Raw genomic sequence first — 22,049 nt, 5'->3', positions numbered from 1 at the left:
GGAGCGGGGCGCCCCTAGCGTGAAGGGCACGGAGGCGAGAGGACCCGTTCGCCCCGGTCTCTCGGCCCTTTACCGGAGGAATGCAGCATGCCCCCCATCAGAACGGAAGACCTGCTCGACGGCGGACCCCCTCCCTCCCCCGCCCCGCCGGTGCTCGACCTCATCGCCCACCAGGTGCTCACCCGCCCCGACGCCTGCGCCCTCGTCCACGGTGACGCCCGGCTGACCTACGCCGAGCTGGCCGCCGCGGTGCGCGAGCGCGCCCGGGACCTCACCGGGGCGGGAGCGGGCCCCGGCCGCCTCGTCGCCCTCCACCGGCCGCGCGGCATCGACGCGATCGTCGGCCTGCTCGCCGTGCTCACCACCGGCGCCGCCTACCTCCCGCTCGACATCCAGGCCCCCGATGCCCGCAACGCGGCCATCCTGATGGACAGTTGCGGGGACCTGGCGCCCTCCCCCGAGGACGTCGCCCGGCGCGGTGAGGTCGTCCTCGCGGGGCCGGGCAGCGACGAGGACGCCGCGTACGTCATCTACACCTCCGGATCGACCGGCACCCCCAACGGCGTGGTCGTCGCCCACGACTCCCTCGCGCACTTCATCGCCGGAGCCATCCCCGTCTACGGCATCAGCGCCGACGACCGGGTCCTCCAGTTCAGCCCGCTGCACTTCGACGCCAGCGTCCAGGAGGTCTTCGCCACGCTCGGCGCGGGCGGCACCCTCGTGCTGCGCACCGAGGACATGCTCGACGTCGGGGAGCTCCTGGCGGGGTGCGCCCGGCACGGCATCACGGTGCTCGACCTGCCCGCCGCCTACTGGCACGAGCTGGTCTACGTCCTGTCCACCGGCTCGGCCCGGCTGCCCGACTGCCTGCGCACCGTGATCATCTACGGTGAGGCCGCCCTGCCCGAGCGGGTCGCCCAGTGGCGTGCCCTGGCAGGGGAGCGGGTCCGGCTGCTCAACGCCTACGGTCCGACCGAGACGACCGTGGTGGCCACCGTCGCCGATCTGAGCCGGCACGAGGAGGGCCCCATCCCGATCGGCCGCCCGCTGCCCGGAGTCAGGGCGGCCGTCGTCGGCGGCGAACTGCTGCTGCTGGGAGGCGGGCTGACCCGCGGATACCTCGGCCGCGCCGAGCTGACCGCCCGCCGCTTCACCGAGCTGGACGGCGAACGCGCCTACCGCACGGGCGACCTGGTCACGATCGGAGCGGACCGGCAGATCGTCTATCACGGCCGTGCGGACGACGAGGTGAAGATCGGCGGTCAGCGCATCGATCCCGCCGCCGTCGACTCCGTCCTCGCCGGACACCCCAAGGTCCGGGAGGCCGCCGTCGTCGCCCAGCAGGACGGCGACGGTGTGAAGCGGCTGGTCGCCTTCGTGGTCACCGAGGGCGGCACGGGGGCCGAGGAACTGCGGACCTGGGTGCGCGAGCGGATGCCCGCCGCGGCGGTCCCGTCCGTCGGTGTCGTCGTCGCACTGCCCCGGACCAGCTCCGGGAAGATCAACCGCAAGGCGCTGCGCACCGCCGACCCCCGGCTGCCGGTCGTCGACGAGGAGCCGCTGCCGGCCGAGGACCGGGTGCCGCTCTCCCACGCCCAGCGCCGGCTGTGGCTGGTCAACCAGCTCGACGGCCCGTCCTGCGCGTACAACCTGCCGATCGTGCTGCACCTGGACACCGCTCCCGACCCCACCGCGCTGGCCGCCGCCGTGGCCGACCTGGCCGACCGGCACGAGGTGCTGCGCACCGTCTTCCTCGCGCCCGAGGACGAGCCGTACCAGCATGTCCTGGCCCCGTCCGCGATCCGGCCGCGCACCGTCCGGTGCCCGGCCGGTGAACTCGCCGACCAGGTCGCCCTGTTCACCGCCGAGACCTTCGACCTCTCGCGTGAACTCCCGCTGCGGGTCGCTCTCTTCCTCCCCGAGGACGGCTCCGGCGCGACGCTCGCCGTGCTGCTCCACCACGTCGCGGGCGACGGGTGGTCGCTGTCTCCGCTGATGACCGACCTGGCCCACGCCTACCGCGCCCGGACCGAGGGCGTCGCCCCGGAACAGGAGCCGCTGCCGGTCCAGTACGCCGACTACACGCTCTGGCAGAACGACCTGCTCGGCGAGACCGACGACCCGCACTCCGCCGTCTCCCGCGGCCTGGACCACTGGCGCGAGGCCCTGGCGGGACTGCCCGCGGTGACCGATCTGCCCCTCGACCGGCCGCGCCCCGCCGTCCCGAGCCACCGCGGCGGTCTGGTCGACGTCGAACTCGACGCCGAGGTCCACGCGACGCTGGTCCGCCTGGCCGCCGACCACGACGCCAGCCTGCTGATGGTCCTCCAGGCCGCTCTGGGGCTGGCCCTGCGCGCGGCGGGCGGCGGCGAGCGCGTCGCCCTCGGCACGCCCGTGGCCGGGCGCGACGACGAAGCGCTCGACGGGCTGGTCGGCTTCTTCGTCAACACGCTCGTCCTGCCCACCGACACCTCCGGCGATCCGGCCTTCGCCGATCTGCTGGACCGGGTCCGCGACACCGACCTGGCCGCCTTCGCCCACCAGCGGATCCCCTTCGACCTGGTCGTCGAGCAGCTCAACCCGCCGCGCTCGCCCGGAGTCCATCCGCTGTTCCAGGTCATGCTGACCCTGACAACGGCCGGTCCCGACGACGACGCCTTCCGCTTCGGCCCGGTCGATGGCCGGTTCGCCGCCGGTGGCCCGGCCACCACCAAGTTCGACCTGACGGCCTCGTGTGTGGAGCACCGGGACGCGGCCGGCGCACCGGCCGGGCTGCGGCTCGGTCTGGAGTACGCGCACGACGTCCTCGACACGGGCACGGCGGGCATCCTGCTGGCCGCGCTGGAACGTGCCCTGCGCGCCGCCGCCGACCGGCCCGCCGCTCCGGTGACGGACACCTCGCTGGTCGCCCCCGCCGACCGGCGGGCTCTGGACGGACGCCGCGAGCGGACCGCCGCCCGCGCCGTCGAGGCGGCCGCCACCGCGGAGCGGGCCGCGGTCCTCGCCGCCGCCGAGCCGCCCGCCGCACACGTCGACACCCTGTGCGCGATGTTCGCCGAGATGCTGGGCCTGGACCGGGTCGGCCCGCACGAGGGCTTCTTCACCATCGGGGGTCACTCGATGAGCGGGGTGCGCCTCGCCAACCGGATACGGGCCCGCCTCGGCGCCGACATCACGGTCCGCGACCTGTTGCTGGCGCCCACCCCGTCGGCCCTGGCCCGCCGTATCGCCGCTGCCCCGGCGGACGGGGCCGAGCCCTCCCCCGCCGCCGCGCGGCTCGTCCCGCACACGGACCGGCCCGAGCGCGTCCCGCTGTCCTACGCGCAGCGCCGGCTGTGGTTCGTCGACGCCTTCGAAGGCCCCAGCGCCACCTACAACATCCCCCTGGTCCTGCGCCCGGCCGAACCGCTCGACGCGGACGTCCTGGCCGAGGCGCTGGCCGACCTCACGGGCCGCCACGAAGCGCTCCGCACCCGCTTCCAGGCCGTGGACGGCGAACCCCACCAGGACATCCTGCCGGCGGTCCGGCCCGCCCTCGACGTCCGCACCGTCCCCGCCGGGCAGCTCGCCGCCACCGTCGCCGCGGCGGCCGGGCACGTCTTCGACCTGGCCGCGGAGATCCCCGTGCGGGCCACCCTGATCGAACCCGACGACGGCAGCGGGCAGGTCCTCGTCCTTCTGGTGCACCACATCGCCGCGGACGGCTGGTCCACCGGACCGCTCCTCGCCGACCTCGCCCACGCCTGTGCCGCCCGGTCCCGGGGCCACGCGCCCGAGTGGCAGCCGCTGCCCGTCCAGTACGCCGACTACGCCCTGTGGCAGCGGGAGTCGAGCACCGGGCCGGCCGCCCGGGCGCACCTGGAATTCTGGGAGAAGACCCTCGCCGGCGCTCCCCCGGTGCTGGAGCTGCCCCTCGCCCGGCCCCGCCCGGCCGAGGCCTCCCACCGGGGCGGACACGCCCCGGTCACCGTCGACGCCGCGACCCACGAGGCCCTGGAGGGACTGGCCCGGCGCAAGGGCGCCACCCTGTTCATGGTCCTCCAGGCGGCGCTGGCGGCCGTCCTCACCCGGCACGGGGCGGGCACCGACCTGCCGCTGGCCACCATGACCGCCGGGCGGGACGACGAGGCGCTGAGCGATCTGGTGGGCTTCTTCGTCAACACGCTGGTGCTGCGCACCGACACCTCCGGCGACCCCACCTTCGAGGAGCTCCTCGGGCGGGTCCGGGAGACCGATCTGGCCGCCTACGCGCACCAGGAGCTCCCCTTCGACCGTCTGGTCGAACACCTCAACCCGGCCCGCAGCACGGCCTACCACCCGCTGACCCAGACGGTCGTCCAGCTCCACCACGACTACACCCGTGACGCCCCTGGTGCGGACGCCTTCTTCCGGCCGGTCGAAGCGGGCTCCGGCGAGGGGCTCTCGACCAAGTTCGACCTGACCTTCGCCCTGTGGGAGCGGCAGGACGGCGACGGGGAACGCGGGGGTCTCGTCGGCGGCCTGGAGTACGCCACCGACCTCTTCGACGCCCCGACGGCCGCACTGCTCGCCGCCCATGTCGAGCAGGTGCTGCGGACCGCCGCCGCGGAGCCGGGCACACGGATCGGGCAGGTCGAACTGCTCACCCCGGCCGACCGGTTCCGGCTGGTCGCCGAGTACAACGACACCGACGCCGCGCCGCCGGCCCCGGGCACGGTCCATGAGCTGATCGCCCGGCGGGCCGCCGCCGTTCCGGCCGCCCCGGCGCTGATCACGGATCAGGAGACCGTCGGCTACGGGGAGCTCGACGCCCGTGCCGAGGTGCTGGCCGCCCGGCTGCGGGCGTCGGGAGTGCGCCGCGGCGACACGGTGGGCGTCCTGCTGGAGCGCGGGGTGACGCTGGTCGTGTCGGCGCTCGCCGCCCTCAAGTGCGGTGCCGCCTACCTGCCGCTGGACCCGCGGCTGCCGTCGGCCCGGATCGGGCTGATGCTGGCGGACGCGGAAGCCGTGCTGGTGGTCGCCGACACCGCCCGCACCGCGTCCGTGCCGCGGCCGGAGGGCGCGGACCTGCCGGTGCCGACGGTGGACGCCGACGTGACCGACGCGGCGGCTCCGCCCGTCCCCGAGGACTCCGGAGCCACCGGCGACGATCTGATGTACGTGATGTTCACGTCCGGGTCCACCGGCCGCCCCAAGGGCGTCGGCGTCACGCACCGGAACGTGGCGGCGCTGGCGGCCGACCGCGACATCACCGCCGGGGGCCCGCGGCGGATGCTGGTCCACTCGGCGACCGGGTTCGACGCCTCGGTGTTCGAGATGTGGGTGCCGCTGCTGAACGGCGGGAGCCTCGTGATCATGCGCGGCGACGGTACGGACCTGGCCGAGACGGGCCGGGCGGTACGCGAACACGGTGTCACCGCCGCCTACTTCACCATGGGCCTCTTCCACGTCATGGCGGACGAGGGCCTGGACACGCTGGCGCTGCTGCGCGAGGTGTGGACCGGCGGGGACGTCGCCTCCCCGCAGGCCCTCCAGCGGGTCCTGGACCACTGTCCGGACACCGTCCTGGTCCACTCGTACGGGCCGACCGAGACCACCTTCGCCTCCCACAACCAGTGGTTCACGGCCGGTCGGCGCTCGCTCGGTGCGGCCGGGGTGCACCTCGGCCGCCCGATGGACCACACCCGCAGCCATGTCCTGGACGAAGCCCTGCGTCCCGTGCCGCCGGGGGTGCCCGGGGAGCTGTACATCGCCGGTTCCCATGTGGCGCGCGGCTACACGGGCCGGCCCGGACTCACCGCGCAGCGGTTCCTCCCCGACCCGTTCGGGGCGGACGGCGGCCGCATGTACCGCACGGGCGACCGCGTGGTGTGGACCGCCGGCGGGGAGCTGCGCTTCCTGGGGCGCGCGGACGGCCAGATCAAGCTGCGCGGGGTGCGCATCGAGCCGGGCGAGGTCGAACAGGCGCTGTCGGCGCACCCGGCGGCCGGACAGGTCCTCGCCGTGGTCCGCGAGGACACACCGGGCCACCGGAGCCTCGTCTGTTACGTCGTGCCGCGCGCCGGCGAGACGGTCACCGAGGCGCAGCTACTCGCCACGGCCCGCGCCACGCTGCCCGAGCACCTGGTGCCCGCCGCGATCGTCCTCCTCGACGCGCTGCCGCTGACCGTCAACGGCAAACCGGACCGCGCCGCGCTGCCGGCCCCGCGCCGGGAGACCGCGGCGGGGGGAGGAGGCCGCCCCCGCAACGCCCGTGAGGAGGTGCTGTGCGGGCTGTTCGCCGACATCCTCGGTGTACCGCGGGTGGGCGTCGACGACAACTTCTTCGCATTGGGCGGGCATTCGCTGCTCGGCATCCGCCTGGTGAGCCGCGTGCGATCGGTCCTGGGCGTCGAGCGCACCGTCCGCGATCTGTTCCGCTCGCCCACCCCCGCCGGGCTGCTCGGGTCCCTGGAGGACGGGTCGGCCGGAGCCATGGCCGTACTGCTGCCGCTCAGCACCCGCGGCGCCCGCCGCCCGCTGTTCTGCGTCCACCCCGGCACGGGCGTCGGGTGGGCCTACGCGGGCCTGGCCGGACACCTGGGCGACGACCAGCCGCTCTACGCCCTCCAGGCCCGGGCGCTGAGCGAACCGGGCCACCGGCCGCGCAGCGTCGAGGAGATGGCCGACGACTATCTGGAGCGCATCCGGCAGATCCAGCCGTGGGGCCCCTACCGGCTGCTCGGCTGGTCCTTCGGCGGCATCGTCGCCCACACGATGGCCGTACGGCTCCGTGCGGCCGGCGAGCGGGTCGAGCTGCTCGCGCTGATGGACGTGCACCAGACGGGGCCCGGCAGCGTGTCCGTACTGCCGGCGCCGCAGGCCGCCCCGGCGGGCACCCGCGACATCGCGGCCGAGGTGGAGCGCATCCGCCGTGAGGACCCCGTCCTCGGCGGGTTCAGCTCCGCCGAGATCCGGAGCGTGCTCGGTGCCTCCGAGACGCACGCCGCTCTCATGGCCCGGCACGTTCCGGGCGTGGCCGACACCGGCGCCGTCTTCTTCACCGCCCGTAGGAACGGGGAGGCGGAGGGCGCCCTCGCCGCCACCTGGATTCCTTATCTGGAAGGAATCATCGACAACCACACCGTGGAATCCAGTCATCTTCGGATGACTGAGCAAGAGCCCGTCGCGCACATCGGAAGAATCCTTTCGGAGAAACTCTCCGCCCTGCAGGAAAACGAGCTGAGGAGCCAGTCATGAGCAATGCCGTCAATCCTTTCGATGACACTGAGGGCATCTTCCACGTCGTCGTGAACGACGAGGGCCAGCACGCGCTGTGGCCCGACTTCGCGGACATGCCCGCAGGCTGGAGCAGCGTCTGGGGGGCCGGCAGCCGCGCCGACGCCCTGGACTACATCACCGAGAACTGGACCGACATCCGCCCGCGGAGCCTGGTGGCCCAGTACTCCTGAACCACCCGGCAGGGAATCGAGAAAGGGGCCGTGTCCCGCGCAACGCGCGGGACACGGCCCCTTTTCCGTGCTCCATCGCCTTCACCTCGGCAGCGGAAACCGGCGGCGGAAACTGCCGCTCCCTCCTGCCGCCCGACTTCCCCTCAAGCAATTCAACGGACCCTATTCTCAAAGGCATGAAGATACTCCTGAGCGGAACCGCTTCGGATTCACACACCTGGAATCTCGTGTACCTCGGGCTCTTCCTGGAGGAGCTGGGGCACGAGGTCACCGACCTGGGGCCCTGTGTGAGCCCGGAACTGCTGGTGGCCGCCTGCCGTCTCCACTCCCCCGAGCTGGTGGTGCTCAGCAGTGTCAACGGCCACGGCTACCGCGACGGCCTCGCCGCCGTGCAGCGGATGCGCGCGGAGCCCGCGACCGCGTCGCTGCCCGTGGTGATCGGCGGCAAGCTCGGCGTCGACGGCTGCCGCCAGGAGGCCGAGGTCGCCCGGCTGCTGCGGGCCGGCTGCGACGCCGTCCTCGGCGAGGGCGACCTCGACGCCCTGCGCGACTTCCTGTCCGCCCGTGCCCTGGAACAGGTGGCGACATGAGCGCCGCGCCGCCGCCCTTCGGCTCCTTCGTCGCGGCGGGCGCCGCCGTCGGCCGCCTCGTCGTGCAGCCCCGCATGGGCTTCAGCGACCCCCGTGCGATGCGGACCGGCCTGGCCCGGACGCGGGCCGCCACCGCCACCACCGTCGGGACCCTGACCATCGACAGCTACACCCGGGTCGGCGATCTGGCCGGAGCCCGTGCGGCCGTCGACGAGGGCGCCCGGCTCAACGGCTATCCGATCGCCACGCACCCGCGGGCCGTCACCCGGTCCCTGCTCGACTCGGTACTGGCCGCCGACTTCCCCGTACAGGTGCGCCACGGTTCCTCCCGGCCGGAAGCGATCATCCGCGCCCTCACCACCGCGGGCCTGGACGCCACCGAGGGCGGACCCGTCTCCTACTGCCTGCCCTACGGACGCACCCCGTTGCGCGAGTCCGTCAGCGCCTGGTCCCAGGGCTGCGAGCTGCTCGCCGGCAGTGCGCGCCCCGGCGGCGTCCCGCATCTGGAGAGCTTCGGCGGCTGTCTCCTCGGCCAGCTCTGCCCCCCGGGTCTGCTGGTCGCGATGAGCGTGCTGGAGTGCCTGTTCTTCGCCCGGCACGGCCTGCGCAGCGTGTCCCTGAGCTACGCCCAGCAGACCGATCCGGACCAGGACGAGGAAGCGGTGCGCGCGCTGCGGCGGCTGGCCGCCGAGTTCCTCCCCGCGGGCATCGACCACCACGTCGTGCTCTACACCTACATGGGCGTCTACCCGCGCACCGAGCACGGGGCGACCCGCCTGCTGGAGTCGTCGGCCCGGCTCGCGGTGCGTGCCGGAGCCCAGCGGCTGCTGGTCAAGACGACCGCCGAGGCCCACCGCATCCCCACCGTCGAGGAGAACGTCCGGGCGCTGGAGACCGCCGCGGCGGCCGCCGCGCTCGCCGGGCGTCCGCCGTCCCCGGCCCCGGACGCCGACAGCGAGGTGTACCAGGAGGCGCGCACGCTGATCGAGGCCGTCCTCGGCCTGCACCCCGATCTGTCCCGCGCACTGCTCGCGGCGTTCGAACGCGGCCTGCTGGACGTCCCGTTCTGCCTCCACCCGGACAACGCGGGCCGCTCCCGCAGCTTCATCGACCCCGCGGGCCGGCTGCGCTGGTCCCGTACCGGGTCGATGCCGATCCGCGCCGACACGTCGGCCGACACCACCGAGCTGACCTCGTCCGGCCTGCTCGTCGCCCTCAACCACGTCGCCGAGCGGTACGACCGCACGGCGGCGCCCCAGCCCGTCGGCTGACCCCGACGACCCGGCACCCCCACCGCCGACTCCCCCCGTGTCCCGGATGCCTCGGGAGCACCGAACAGGAGACCTGCCATGGATCAGACCTCGCGAACCGGCACAGCCACCGCCCCGCCCCCGCTCGGCGAACACCTCCGCTCGCCCCGGCTGCGCGCCGCCATGCTCGTGCAGCAGGAGGCCCTGCACGCAGCCAGGGAGTATCTGCGCGCCCAGGACTTCGTGGAGCTGCTGCCACCGCTCGTCGGACCGGTCACCGATCCCGGCGGCCGGGGCGCCAAGGCGCTGGACGTCGACTACTACGGTCAGCCCTACAAGTTGATGACCAGCGCCATCCTGTACAAGCAGGCGTCGCTGCGCGGCTTCCCCAAGCTCTTCTACATCGCCCCCAACGTCCGGGTCGAGCCCGAGGAGACCGCCACCACGGGCCGGCACCTGGTCGAGTTCCACCAGATCGACGTGGAGATCGCCGATGCGAGCCGCGAGGAGGCCCAGGAGATCGCCGCCGGACTTCTCACCCACGTCACCGAGCAGGTGTGGTCGCGCATACCCGGTGTGCTGGCCGAACTCGGCCGCGAGGAGACCGGATTCGCCGATGTCCGCAGCGGCAAGTACGACGTGTGCACGCACCACGAAGCGGTCACCCGGCTCCAGGCCTGCGGCCACCCGCAGAACCCGGACGGCGAGATCGACTGGGCGGGCGAGCGGCTGCTGTCCCTGGAGAGCGACCGCCCGTTCTTCATCAACGACTACCCCAAGGGCTCGCGCGGCTTCTACGACCGGGAGGACCCCGAGAACCCCGGGGTGCTGCGCAACTTCGACCTGATCGCCCCGCACGGCTACGGCGAGCTCGTCTCCGGCAGTGAGCGCGAGTCCGACTACGCGACGATCGTCACCCGCATGCGGGAGAGCGGCGAGAACCCCGCGAAGTACGCCTGGTACCTGAAGGAGGCCCGGGAGGGCATTCCCGCCAGTGCCGGTTTCGGCATGGGCCTCCAGCGCCTCGTCCGCTTCCTCACCGGCCTCGACGCCGTGTGGCAGGTCAGCGCCTACCCGAAGCTCCCGGGGGTGATGGCCCCGTGAGCGCCCTCGCCGCAGCGGGCTTCCCCGAGGCCCGGATCCGCGCCCGCGCCCGCAACGGCACCGCCGAGGTCTTCCCCGGCCCCGACGTGTACGGCACGGAGCTCTTCGGTCCCGACGCGTACGGCACGGACCCGGCCCACGGTCCCGGCGACGGCCTCGACCGTGCCCGGATCGTCCCGCCGGTCTTCACTCCCGAACGCCTGGAAAAGCTCATCGACCTCGCCCGCGAACCGGAGTTCACGGACGTCGACCTCACCTCCCGGGTCGGCGGCTTCGCCTCGCGGCTCCCGCTGTACCTCTCCGCCTTCGGCTCCACCCGGGCCGGCAGCGGCGACCTGGCCGTCCACGCCACCCGGCAGGCGGCCCGGCTCGGCATCCCCATGGTCATCGGGGAGAACATGGTCCCCGTCCACGGCTACCGCCGCGCGGAGGATTCCGGCCGCTCCGCGCTCCTCGGCCGTATCGAGGCCTACCTCGACGCCGTGCCCGACGGGGTCGGCGGCATCGTCGTCCAGCAGTCCACCGAGGACGCCGACTCCGAGGTCTGGAACCTCCTCTACAGCGACCCGTCCCTGCGCCCGCTCCTGGAGACCGGCCGCCTCGCCTTCGAGCTGAAGACGGGTCAGGGCGCCAAGCCCGGACTCGGCGGCATGACGGTCGTCGGCGGCGCCGAGGCCGAAGCCCTCGCCCGGCGCTTCACCGTGCGCAAGGTCTTCGACGAGCGGGGCGAACGCCAACTGCGCTGCGCCACCCCCGGCACGTTCACGGACGAGATCCTCCGCCAGCAACTGCGTTTCATGCGGAACAACTTCCCCAAAGCCGGCACCTGGGTGAAGTTCCACCCCGGCCGCGACATCGGCGACGCCGCGCGGACCGCGTGGGCCGCCGGGGCCGGGGCGGTGACCGTGGACGGCGCGGAGGGCGGTACCGGCTACGCGCCCCGGGTCTTCCTGGACCAGGTGGGCCTGCCGCTCGCCGAGTGCCTGCGCCGCATCGGCCGCCCCGACGGCTGTCTCCTGGCCAGCGGCCGCATGTGGGAGGGCGGACGCGCGCTGCGCGCCCTCGCGCTGGGTGCGGGTGCCGTCGGGCTGGGCCGTGCCGCCCTGATCGCCGTGGACGAGGACCCCGAACACGGCCTGGAACGCCTCGTCGACGCCCTTGCCCTCGAACTGCGCCTTCTCATCAGCGCGTTGGGCAAGTACACCGTCGACGCGCTGGGCCCCGAGGACCTCTGGTGGCCCGACGCACCGGCGGCGCCGGTCCCCCGGTACGCGCCCGACCCGCTGGGAGCGGTGCGGTGAGCGCCGGCCGCCGCCCTCACCGGGCGCGTGCCATGCCCGACGGCCGAAGCCCGCACGGGACGGGCGCCATGGCCGCCCGCCGCACGGGCGGACCCTCCCGCGCGGCCGCCCGCCTCCGCCGGGGACGCACCGCGTCCGTCCGTCGCCGACCTCCCGGGAGACCCGCCGTGCCCGCCACCTGCCACCGCCTCGCGCCCTGCACCGTGCACGCCCGCTTCTCCCTCTCGGAGATCCCCCGGATCAGCGTGGCCGCCCCCGACGAGGGCTCCGCGGCGGTGGCCCGTGCCGCCGCCGTACGGGCCCTGGCCGAGGCCGGGCGCGGCTACCTCGGCGGCCGGGTCGAGGTCCGCACGTACGGCGGGGCCGCCCGCTGTCGTTCCGTACGCCGGGCCGCCGACCGCGCGGTCGCCCTCGCCGTCGCGGCGAACCTGCGCGGCGACGCGGCGGGCGTACGGATCCGTGTACGCCCGCCGCGCTGACCGGGCCCCGCCCCACCTCACCGCAACCCGCCGCACCCATCCCGACCGACTCCGCAGAAGGCCGACCTCATGGAACCGAACTCCACCACCAGTGCACCGGCCGACCCCGCTCCCGGCGTCGACTGGCCCCGCATCAACAGCCTCGTCGTCGGCCAGGCCGCCGTCCAGGCAGGCAGCTTCGCGCTCCTCATCGCCATGAACTGGACCGCCATCCAGCTCGGCGGGCACAGCGCCGTCACCTTCGTCATCCTCGCCTCCACCCTTCCGCGCGCCCTGATGCTCCTGTTCGGAGGCGTACTCACCGATGCTCTGGGCCCCCGCGCCCTGCTGCTGCGCGCGACCTCCACCCGTGTCGCCGTCCTGGCGGCGGGGGCCCTGGTCACCGCCGCCACCGAGACGCTGTGGCCGCTGATCCTCATCGCCGTCATCGAGGGATCGCTCCTCGGGCTCACCGGACCCGCCTCCGGCGTCCTGCTGAACCGCCTCGCCCCGGACGAACACCTCGGCCGCGCCAACTCCCTCTTCGCCATGGTGCTGCGACTGGCACCGATCGCGGGGTCGCCGCTGGGGGCGTGGCTCGTCACCGTCGGCGGCCTGTCGAGCGTCATGGTCCTCGCCGCCGTCGGCTGCGCCGTCTGGCTGGTATGCGCCGCCCACGTCACCCACGGCATGCCGCGCCCCGAACGCCGTCAGTCCGGCCCCTCGGTGCTGCGCCGGTCCGGGGACGGCTTCCGGCTGCTGGCCGCGCACCCGCGGCTGCTGTGGATGTTCGTCGCCTGCTTCTGCCTGGACCTGACGTTCGCGTGGCCGGCCGAGGTCGCCCTGCCCCTCCAGGCCTCGGACAAGGGCTGGGGCGTCGGCACGGTGGCTCTGGTGCTCGCCGTCTTCAGCGTGGGCGCCCTGGCGTCCGCCGCGGTCGGCGCGGCCCTCGCCCACCGCATCCCGGTCTTCCTCAAGCTGGTGGTGACCGGCACCGGGCTCGCCGCCGGCATGGCCGCGATGGCGCTCATGCCCTCACCGGGCACGCTCGCCGGCGTGGCCGGTGCCGTGGGTCTCTTCTCGGGCCTCAACGGACCCGCCCTCGTCACGGCCTACCAACAGGCCGTCCCCGAGGGCCGGATGGGAGCGGCGATGTCCATCCTCAGCCTCGCGACCATCGGCGCGGCCCCGCTGTCCCTCGCCCTGTTCAGCGCCGTCTCCCTGCACCTCGGGGTCACCGGGACCTGGCTGCTCTGCGCGGCGCTCGCCTTCCTGTCCCCGCTCGCCGCGGTCATGGCGCTGCGGGTCCCGGCGAAGACGACGACCGCGCCCCGGGCGGAGGTCCGCACCGTTCCCGACACCACCACCACTTCCGTGTGAGGCAGACATGACCCCTCTGGCTTCCCGATCCCGGCCCGGCTCCCCGCCGGACGGCGCCCTGCTCCCCGACCCTCTCCCGCCCCTGACGTCGGCGCTGCCCCGGCAGCCCTGGCCCGGCCCGGCCGGCCCACGCCTGTGGCTCGTCGCGACCGCCGCCCACCAGGAGACCGTCACGCGCTACGCCCCCCTCGTCCTCGACCCGGCCGAACTCGCCCGCGCCGAGGAGTTCCGCCGGCCCGGCGACCGGGCCACCTACATGTGCGCCCACGTCGGGCTGCGCCGCCTGCTCGGCGCCCACCTCGGCATCGCGCCCCGCGCCGTGCTGGTGGCCCGGGCCCCGTGCCCCTGCTGCGGGGAGCCGCACGGCCGACCGGTGCTTCCCGGCGGGCGGCTGCACTTCTCGCTCTCCCACTGCGAGGGGCTGAGCCTGATCGCGGTCGCCGCCACCCCGGTCGGCGTGGACATCGAGCCGGTGCCCGCGCCGGAGACCGTCATGGAGGCCGCCGACGTCCTCCACCCGGCCGAGTCGGCCGAGCTCACCGCTCTCGCCCCCGATCCGGGCGCCGCCGCCTTCGCCCGCGTATGGACCAGGAAGGAGGCGTACTTGAAGGGCATCGGGGTCGGCCTGGGCGCGGACCCGTCCGCCGAGTACGTCGGCTCCGGCCCGGTGCCCTCCGCTCCCGCCGGCTGGCTGCTGGCCGACGTGACGGTCCCGGCCGGCCACCGGGCGGCCGTGGCGCTGCGGTGGTGACCGCGCCGCCCGCGCGTGGCGGGCGGGCGCCCACCTCCTCGCCCGACCGGGCGGACGCCGTCGCCGTCCGGTCAGGGCTGTACGGCCGGCCGGAGTCGGGCCTCGATGCCGACGCAGTGGCTCGGGCTGCGCGCACCGGGGGTCACACGCCGGGGCCCCAACGGTGCCCGTCCTGCGGTGGGGGTCCTTCCAGCGGCAGGTGATCGCGGTAGTACGTCGTCTCGAGCCAGTCCTCAATCACGAGGAGCGGGCGCGTCAGGCGTGTGTCGCCGATCCGTTGCGTCCGTATGAGGAGGCCGAGGTCGGTCAGGGCGAACGATCCGTCGGTCGTGAACAGGATCGTTCCCCCGTGCTCGGCTGCGTAGTCGTCCAGGAGCCACTGCTCCATCTGCTCGGGGTCCTGCCCGGCCAGGGGGACGTCCGCGAGGGTGGTCTGGGGTCCGGTGGCCGCGGCGAAAGCGATGCACGCGAGGTTCCCTGCGTCGTCGTAGTAGACGCTCACCCCGGCAGTGGCGAAGTCCTCCTGTCCGTAGGAGCCGCCGACCGGTGTGGCGGGCTCCTGAAGCGCGTGGGCGACCTCGGCCGGGGACATCCCCAGGCGCAGAGGTCCCGCACCGGTACCCGGAATCAGTTCCCAGTGCTTCCGCTCCCCGCCCTGCGGCGTGGCAAGACGCAGTTGGAGGACCCGGCAGGTGCGTTGCAGTTCTTCGTCGTGCGCGACGCCCCGGCTTCGGCGGGGGCGGGCGAGTTCTGCCCGAACGCGGGGCAGGGCCGGTGCCGCGGCCGGGCCCATGCGGTCCAGGAACAGCGCGATGTGGTGTGCGGTCGCCTCGTTCTCCTCCCAGATCTCCAGCAGCGTGCGGATGACGTTGTCGGTCTCCGCCGCGCCGGCGATGTCCCACACCGCGATGGCGGCGTGGAGGCGGGTCCACTCGTAAGCGACGGTCAGCATCTCCTTGAGGAGCGGCAGTGCGGTCGCTGCGGGCGGACCGATACGGCCCAGCACGTCGGCCGCTCCGCGATTGCAGTGGCTGCCGAGCAGGTCGCGCAGTCGGGGCACGACGTCCGCCGGATCACGATCGAGCGCCCACAGAGCGGCCGTCGCGGCCGCCCGGAGGTCCACGTCCTGCGCGTCGGCCTGCGGGCGGACCACGTACAGGGCGGTTGCCGCGTCGGTTCCGAACGACGCGAGAGCCTCCAGCACGGCGGCGGCGGTGCGCCACTGCTGGTGACGGAGCGCGGCGGTGAGCGCCTGCGTGATCGCGGGGACGGCGCCGAGGTCGCCGAGTGCGGCCAGCGCGGAGACCAGTGCCCCGGCGCCGAGGCCGGGCTCCGGCTGCGAGAAGTCGACGGCGGCAAGTCGCCGGCGCAGCCGCGGCGCCAGTTCCTCGGCACCCGAGCGCAGATGGCCGGCGACCTGAACAGCGCGCCAGGCGTCGGTGTCCGCGTCCAGCGCGCTCAGCAGCCCGGGAAGGGCACGCGTGTCGTCGAGGCGTGCCAGCGCCATGACGGCCTCCTGGTGGGCGCGGCGCCGCAGCGAGTGCTCCGCCGCCCACACATCCGGTCCGTGCGCCGCGCGCTGCGCCCGGACGAAGGCGGCGAGTGCTTCGCGGGCGACCTGGGCAGCGGGCCCCAGGGATCCGAGGCTCTCCGCGGCCGCGGCGGCGGTGTACGGGTCCTCGGGGAGCAGGCAGTCCGCGATGAGCATGACGAGGGGGGCGTGGTTGCCGCGCCAGGTGCCGATCACGTCCTGGGCCATACGGATCGCGTCGTGGCGAACGGCGGGGTCCGGGCTGCTGAGCTGTTCGGCGAGCAGGGCCGTGCGCTCGGGCACGCGGTCGTTCAGCACCCCGTGCAGGGTTCGCAGCAGGGCGGTGGTGGGTGCGTGGACACGGTTGTGAAGTTCCATGTCGGCGAACGCGGCGGCGATCTGCGGCGGAGTGCCCGGGGTCGCCGACTTGGCGGCAGGGGTACGCGCACACGTGCCGGAATCCGCTCGGCAGACCTTCTCGTCAGTCGTGGGCCGCTGCGCGGGGGTGAGTCGGCGCAGCAGGTCGATCGTGGTCGGTACGGTGCTGTCGCCGATGGCTTCTGGGACGCAGCGGGTGCGGTGGACGAGGGCGGCGAGCCGGATGTCAGGGTTGGCCGCGGTGTTGTCGGCCAGGCCGTGGAGCCAGGCGGTGGCAGCGGTCCGCGCTGCGGGCAGGCGCAGCGCCAGGTCGGCCATCGTCTCGACGACGAGCAGCCGTTCGACGACCCCGGACTCGGCCGGCAGGCGGGAGCGGAGGACGCCGACCGCGCGGTCGGCGTCCTCGAGGAAGAGACCCAGGCCCTTGATCGCCGCACGCCGCACACCTGGATCCGGGTCGGCCGCGTAGGCGACGAACGCGTCGGCGCGCTCGCGCATCGTCGCCGCACTGTCCGCGCAGGCCGTCGAGAGGGTTCCGTCCGGTGCGAACCGGATGCCGCCGTCGTCGCGTGCGACGGATTCACGTCCGATGCTGAGCAGCAGCTGGACGATTGAGGCACGGTCAGGGGTGGCGGGGTCGTCGGCCAGCGCGAACAGGAACGGCAGGCTCGCCGCCGTGCACGGGTACACGTCACCCTGGTGATGGGCCGCACCGTAGAAGTCGCCGAGCGCCCTCTCCCGGACCGCGGGGTCTGCTGAGGTCATCGCCCGGAGCCACGCGGGAACGTCGACGGCCGGGCCGTAGGCGTGGCTCATCGACGACCAGTTGACGCCGTCCAAATAGTTGATCATGCACGGCACTCTGCCGCAGGGCACTGACACCTCCTCGGGGACTTCGCGGAGGCGCCCTCTTGACAGTTGTCCCGCAGTGACCGCTGAACTCCGGAACAGAGCTGTCCGGCGGGCTGTGGACAGGCTCAGCCGCCGGCTTGCGAGGCGTCCAAGGACCGGGCGAAGTCGGCAAGGGCCCGGAAGTCCTCCTCGCGCAGGCCGATCCGCGGGTTGACGTGGTGCAACAGTCCGCGTGCGTGGTGGTGGGCGGTCAGGTATGCCTGGTCCGCATCGCTCTGTTCGTCGTCCACCCAGGCGAAGGGGCGGCCGTCGGCGTAGTCCACCAGAGGAGCGGTCTTCCAGTGGACTCCGTCGGGGCGCTCCCGGAACAAGGCGTCGCCGAAGTCGACGAACGGCAGTTCGGGAAGGCCGAGTACCGGGGCGATCCATCGGTTGGCATCCGCCATCCATGTGGTGGCCCAGCACAGCTCGTAGTCGAGTCGCAGCAGGTTCTGTCCGTGCTCCGGGTTGAGCCAGACCCGCAGGGGTCGCCGACGGAGCACAGGTTCACCGTGTTCCTCCGGCATCCCGCTGTTGCGGGGCACCCTGAGTGTGGTGTAGCCCTCGGGGCGCCTCTGCGCCTTTGCCGCATACGGATTGAGGGGCCCGTCCACGTCGAGGAACAGCAGTGGTCGGCTCACGATCTCCCCCTGGCATGCTCAGTTGGGCGGTGCCGGTGAAAGCGTAACCGCGGCGATCGTCCCGGCATCGGCGGTCCGACGGGATGATCACCGCGTGGTGCGTGTGATCACGGCGTCCGAGCCGTCCTGGTCGGCCCCGTTCACCGCGCACCGCATGTCGCCCGCACGGCAGAGGGCCGACTCCTGTCGTATCCCGAGCGCACCCGGGAAGGAAGTCGGCCCTGCGGCGGTGTGGTCTGCTCCTCGGCATCAACCGCACAGCAAGGAAGGCGGCCGGTGCCGTCGGGGTCAGCCCGCCTTCGGCGGCTTCTGCGCGTCGAAGGCGGAGAGAGTGTTGTTGGCCGCGGCCACGATCACGGCACGTCCCGCGACGGTCACGCGCGGGCTCGCGCCCTGCTCGCCCGTCAGACCATCGGCCTGCGGGTTGGTTGTCCACAGGGGTTTGCCATCCTGCGGCGACAGCGCGACCACCCGGCCGGTGGCCGAGCTGAAGTACAGCGCGTCGGCTCCCGCAACGGGACCTGACGCACCCTCCACGCCCGTCTGCCGCGACCACTTCTCCCGGCCGGTCGCGGGGTCGAGGGCCGTGATGAGACCGGTCTGCCCGCACACGTAGACGGTGCCGTCCGTCATGCCGGGCGTCCCCGCGTAGGTCTTGGCCAGTCGGGAGTACGTGACCTTCCCCGAGGCCGGGTCGACCCGTGCCACCGCGTCGTAGCCGGTCAGCGCCGTTCCCTCCCTGTGCTCCTCAAGGAGTACGAGCCTGCCGTCGACGACGCCCATCGGTACGGCGGGGCCGTTGACCGCGATGGGCCTGCCCAGCGCCCCCGAGGCGCGGTCGACCGTGTGCAGGGTGGGGTGGCTCACCTCCAAGGCATCAACCTCGGCGTTCTTCGCGCACATCGCGAGGAGCTGTGGGCCCGCCGCGACGGGAGCGCACTGCGATTCCGCGGGGAACGACGTCGTCCAGGCGACCTCGCCGCTGTGCGCGTCCAGGGCCTCGAAGCGGGAGTTGGAGGCGTCGACCGTCACGACGGAGGAGCCGACCACCATGGCGTCCTGAGTCCGGCCCGTGACGGCCGTCGACTGGGCACCGGACGGTACGGACCACAGCTCCCGGCCGCTCTTCGCGTCGACGGCCACCACCTCGGCGGGAGGGTCCTGTGCGGCGTCCTCGGCGGCGAAGCGGTAGCCGAGCACCGTGTCGTCGGTGGCGCCCACCAGGTGCATGCCCTGGACAGGGACGCCCGGGCTCTTCACGGTCCACACCCGCGAGCCGTCGAGCGCCTTGATACGGGTCGCGACGACACCGCCGCCCCCGCAGAACAGCGCGTCGCCGCGCGCGACGCAACGCAGCTCGTCGGGGACGTCCTCGCGACCGCCCGGCACGGTCCTGCGCCACGGCTCGAAGCCGACCGGAAGCGCGGCCCCCGGCGCCGCGACGCTGTTGCCCTTGTCGTCGGCGCTGTTCCCGCCGAAGCCGCCCGTCTTCAGCGCGGCGGCTCCCCCGCCGATCGCCGCCACCGCGACCGCGGCGGCGAGCACGGGACGCCATCGGCGGCGCAGACGGCGGCCGATGGGGGTGCCGGTGCTCCCTGTGCCGGGACCGGCCGGGGCGGTGGCCGGGGCAGTCGGCGCCGGGGTGTCACGCGTCGCGAAGTGATGCTGGGTGATCATGTCGCGGGTGCGGCCCGCGCCGGCCCCGTTGGTTTCGGTCCCGCCGAGGTCGACCGGCAGGTCCCGCAGCAGCACGAGGAGTTCGTCCGCCGAGGGGCGCCCCTCGGGCTCCTTGTCCAGGCACGACTCGACGACCGCGCGCAGAGCCGGCGGCACGGCATCCAGCGACGGCTCCTCGTGCACGACCTGATACGCCGTCATGTACGGGCTGTCCGCGTCGAAGGGCCCGTGGCCCGTCGACGAGTACACCAGGAGCGTCCCCAACGAGAAGACATCGGACCGCGGCCCCACACCGCGCGGCGCCTGCAACTGCTCCGGCGACATGAAGGGCGGCGTACCGATGACCCGCCCCGTCATCGTCAGCGTCTGCTGGTCCACGGCGCGCGAGATGCCGAAGTCGATGACGCGCGGACCCTCGGGCGAGAGCACGACGTTCGAGGGCTTCAGGTCACGGTGGACGACCCCGACCCGGTGGATGTCGCGCAGCGCCTCGGCCAGCCCGATGGCGAGCTTCCTCAGCTCCGCTCCGTTCAGCGGGCCCTTCGTGGCGATGTGCTGGGCGAGCGTGTGCCCCTCGATATAGGTCGTCGCCATCCACGGCCGCTCGGCCTCGGGGGCGGCGTCGACCACGGCTGCGGTGAACGCACCGCTCACCCGCCTCGCCGCCGCCACCTCCTGCCGGAAACGGATGCGGAACTCGTCGTCCCCCGCGAACTGCTGGTGGATCAGCTTGATCGCGACAGGCCGCCCCGAACTCGTACGGGCCAGAAAGACCGTGCCCATGCCGCCCGAGCCGAGTCGCGCCTCAAGCGGATAGCCGCCGATCTCGGCTGGATCACCTCCGCGCAGCGACACTCTTCCCGACCTCCCGTCCCCCGTGCGCATCTGCCGCCACGGGCCTGCGTACCTGTCCTGCACACAAACTAGCCGCAGGGCAGTGCGGCAAAGCAAAGCGGGTGACGAACAGTGAGCCCGGCGCCGCTCCCGTACCGCCTGCGGCGACGGCCGGCCCCGACCCGCGCGACACCACTCGGCGTCAGCTTGGCACCGCAACTTCATCCACACCCAGAGGGGCTCTGAGCTGCGACGATGGCCTCATGCGCCATATTCGAACGCCACCCCGCGCCAAATTGTGCGCCTTGGTGCTTGCCTATGGCGCCACTATGGCGCCATAGTGGAGTCATGGACCTCACGCCGTATGTCGAAACACTCCACCGGGAACTGGCGGTGGCCGCCGCAGCCGGGGGTGACGAAGCCCGCGAGCTCGCCGAGCGGCTGACCGCCCCGCTGGAGTCGGCCACCCGCCTGACTCTGCTCCATGCGCTGTCCGCCGCCATGGACGAGGTCACCCGTGAACTCGCCCCCGGCTCGGTCGACGTACGACTGCGTGGCCTCGACCCCGACTTCGTGGTGGTGCTGCCGCAGCGCGAGGACCGGACCGAACCGCTCGACGCACCGGCGCCCGCCCCGGCCCCGGCCCCCGTCGACACGGACGAGGGCGGCACCGCCCGCGTCAACCTGCGACTGCCGGCCCACCTCAAGACCCGCGCCGAAGAGGCGGCGGGCAGCGAGGGCCTGTCGGTCAACGCGTGGCTCGTACGCGTCGTTTCGGCCGCGGTCGACACGGGCGGCGCCACCGCCCCCCGCACCCCCGGGAAGACCAGGACCATCAGCCAGAGCTTCACGGGCTGGGTGCACTGACCAGCCCCTCGCAACGACTTCACCGCACCACGTCCCACCAGCGGGGACGCCGCGAACATCCAAGAGGACCCAAGAGGACGGGACAGCCATGCCTTCTTTCGACACTTCCGAACCGATCTCGGTCCACGCCCAGGTGGCCGCCGGTTCCATCCAGTTCGCCGCGGGCGACCGCCTCGACACGGTCGTCGACGTGCGGCCCCGCGACCCGCGGAAGGACCAGGACGTGCGGTCGGCCGACCAGACCGAGGTCACGTACGCGAGTGGCGTCCTGACCATCAGGACACCCAAGAGCCGCTATCTCGTCGGGCGCACCGGCACCGTCGACGTGACGGTCGAACTGCCCACGGGCTCGGGCGTCGAGCTGACCGGCGCCTGGGTCCAGGTGCTCGGCGAGGGGCGGCTCGGCGAGGTGCACGTGAAGACCTCGTCCGGTGACGTCCGCCTCGACACCACCGGGCCGCTCCGGCTGACCGCCTCCCACGGCTCGATCAACGTCGACCGGATCGACGGCACGGCCGAGATCACCACCAGCTCCGGCAGCATGCGCGTCGGCACCGTCAACGGTCCCGCCGTCCTGAAGAACTCGCACGGCACCACAACCGTCGGCACCGCGACCGGCGACCTTCGGGTGAGCGGTGCCCACGGCGACATCGACATCGCGCGCGCCGAGGGTTCGGTCGCCGCCACCACCGCCCACGGCACCCTGCGCGTCGGCGACGTCGCTCGCGGCACCGTCCAGCTGGAGACCTCCTACGGTGCCATCGAGGTCGGCATCCGCGAGGGCACCGCCGCCTGGCTCGACGCCAGCTCCGGCTCCGGGCAGGTGCGCAACACGCTCACCGCCTCCGAGACCCCGGAGAAGGCCACGGACACCGTCGAGGTCCGCGCCCGGACCCGCAACGGCAACATCGACGTACTCCGCGCCCGGAGCTGACCACCGGCCCCGCCAACTCGTGCGCCACCTCA

General features: G+C 73.6%; 14 protein-coding genes. 11 read left to right on the top strand and 3 right to left on the bottom strand.

Annotated elements, in window-relative coordinates:
• Positions 1-87 precede the first annotated feature (87 nt).
• The 9 genes from FHX80_RS26065 (at position 88) to FHX80_RS26030 (ending at position 14,264) form a co-directional block, all read left to right on the top strand.
• A complete protein-coding gene (locus tag FHX80_RS26065; protein WP_145766415.1) occupies positions 88-7,218 on the top strand; it encodes a non-ribosomal peptide synthetase in 7,131 nt (2,376 codons plus the stop codon).
• Positions 7,215-7,430 (top strand): MbtH family protein, encoded by a 216-nt coding sequence (locus FHX80_RS26060; RefSeq protein ID WP_145766414.1) that lies wholly within the window; start codon positions 7,215-7,217, stop codon positions 7,428-7,430. Before FHX80_RS26065 ends, FHX80_RS26060 begins: the two co-directional genes overlap by 4 nt.
• Before the next feature lie 176 nt (positions 7,431-7,606).
• A complete protein-coding gene (locus tag FHX80_RS26055) occupies positions 7,607-8,020 on the top strand; it encodes a cobalamin B12-binding domain-containing protein (RefSeq protein ID WP_145766413.1) in 414 nt (137 codons plus the stop codon).
• On the top strand, positions 8,017-9,291 hold the full coding sequence (locus FHX80_RS35970) for a methylaspartate mutase (protein WP_244318445.1): 1,275 nt from the start codon (positions 8,017-8,019) through the stop codon (positions 9,289-9,291). Before FHX80_RS26055 ends, FHX80_RS35970 begins: the two co-directional genes overlap by 4 nt.
• 78 nt (positions 9,292-9,369) lie before the next feature.
• On the top strand, positions 9,370-10,374 hold the full coding sequence (locus tag FHX80_RS35965) for an asparagine synthetase A (RefSeq protein WP_244318444.1): 1,005 nt from the start codon (positions 9,370-9,372) through the stop codon (positions 10,372-10,374).
• Positions 10,371-11,675: a glutamate synthase-related protein gene (locus FHX80_RS26045; protein ID WP_145766412.1), complete on the top strand. Its 1,305-nt coding sequence runs from the start codon at positions 10,371-10,373 to the stop codon at positions 11,673-11,675. Before FHX80_RS35965 ends, FHX80_RS26045 begins: the two co-directional genes overlap by 4 nt.
• A 167-nt stretch (positions 11,676-11,842) precedes the next feature.
• On the top strand, positions 11,843-12,154 hold the full coding sequence (locus tag FHX80_RS26040) for a hypothetical protein (RefSeq protein ID WP_145766411.1): 312 nt from the start codon (positions 11,843-11,845) through the stop codon (positions 12,152-12,154).
• Between the two features lie 69 nt (positions 12,155-12,223).
• Positions 12,224-13,513, top strand: coding sequence for an MFS transporter (locus FHX80_RS26035; protein ID WP_145766410.1), 1,290 nt, complete (start codon positions 12,224-12,226; stop codon positions 13,511-13,513).
• A gap of 7 nt (positions 13,514-13,520) precedes the next feature.
• A complete protein-coding gene (locus FHX80_RS26030; RefSeq protein WP_145766409.1) occupies positions 13,521-14,264 on the top strand; it encodes a 4'-phosphopantetheinyl transferase family protein in 744 nt (247 codons plus the stop codon).
• A 142-nt stretch (positions 14,265-14,406) separates the two neighbouring features.
• Here FHX80_RS26030 and FHX80_RS35960 read toward each other — a convergent pair whose 3' ends face one another.
• The 3 genes from FHX80_RS35960 to FHX80_RS26010 form a co-directional block, all read right to left on the bottom strand.
• Positions 14,407-17,025 (bottom strand): HEAT repeat domain-containing protein, encoded by a 2,619-nt coding sequence (locus FHX80_RS35960; RefSeq protein WP_244318443.1) that lies wholly within the window; start codon positions 17,023-17,025, stop codon positions 14,407-14,409.
• A 125-nt stretch (positions 17,026-17,150) separates the two neighbouring features.
• Positions 17,151-17,705 (bottom strand): HAD domain-containing protein, encoded by a 555-nt coding sequence (locus FHX80_RS26015; protein WP_145766408.1) that lies wholly within the window; start codon positions 17,703-17,705, stop codon positions 17,151-17,153.
• A gap of 288 nt (positions 17,706-17,993) precedes the next feature.
• Positions 17,994-20,237, bottom strand: a complete 2,244-nt coding sequence (locus tag FHX80_RS26010) for a serine/threonine-protein kinase (protein ID WP_145766407.1) — start codon at positions 20,235-20,237, stop codon at positions 17,994-17,996.
• 327 nt (positions 20,238-20,564) lie between these two features.
• Here FHX80_RS26010 and FHX80_RS26005 point away from each other — a divergent pair, with 327 nt between their 5' ends.
• Complete coding sequence (locus FHX80_RS26005) at positions 20,565-21,083, top strand: hypothetical protein (protein WP_145766406.1); 519 nt, start codon at positions 20,565-20,567, stop codon at positions 21,081-21,083.
• A gap of 88 nt (positions 21,084-21,171) precedes the next feature.
• Positions 21,172-22,017, top strand: coding sequence for a DUF4097 family beta strand repeat-containing protein (locus tag FHX80_RS26000; protein WP_145766405.1), 846 nt, complete (start codon positions 21,172-21,174; stop codon positions 22,015-22,017).
• The last annotated feature ends 32 nt before the right edge of the window (positions 22,018-22,049 follow it).

It is taken from the genome of Streptomyces brevispora, assembly GCF_007829885.1.
Taxonomy (GTDB): domain Bacteria; phylum Actinomycetota; class Actinomycetes; order Streptomycetales; family Streptomycetaceae; genus Streptomyces; species Streptomyces brevispora.
The sequence above is the reverse complement of the archived record's forward strand: the minus strand, read 5'-3'. Positions and strand labels throughout refer to the sequence as shown.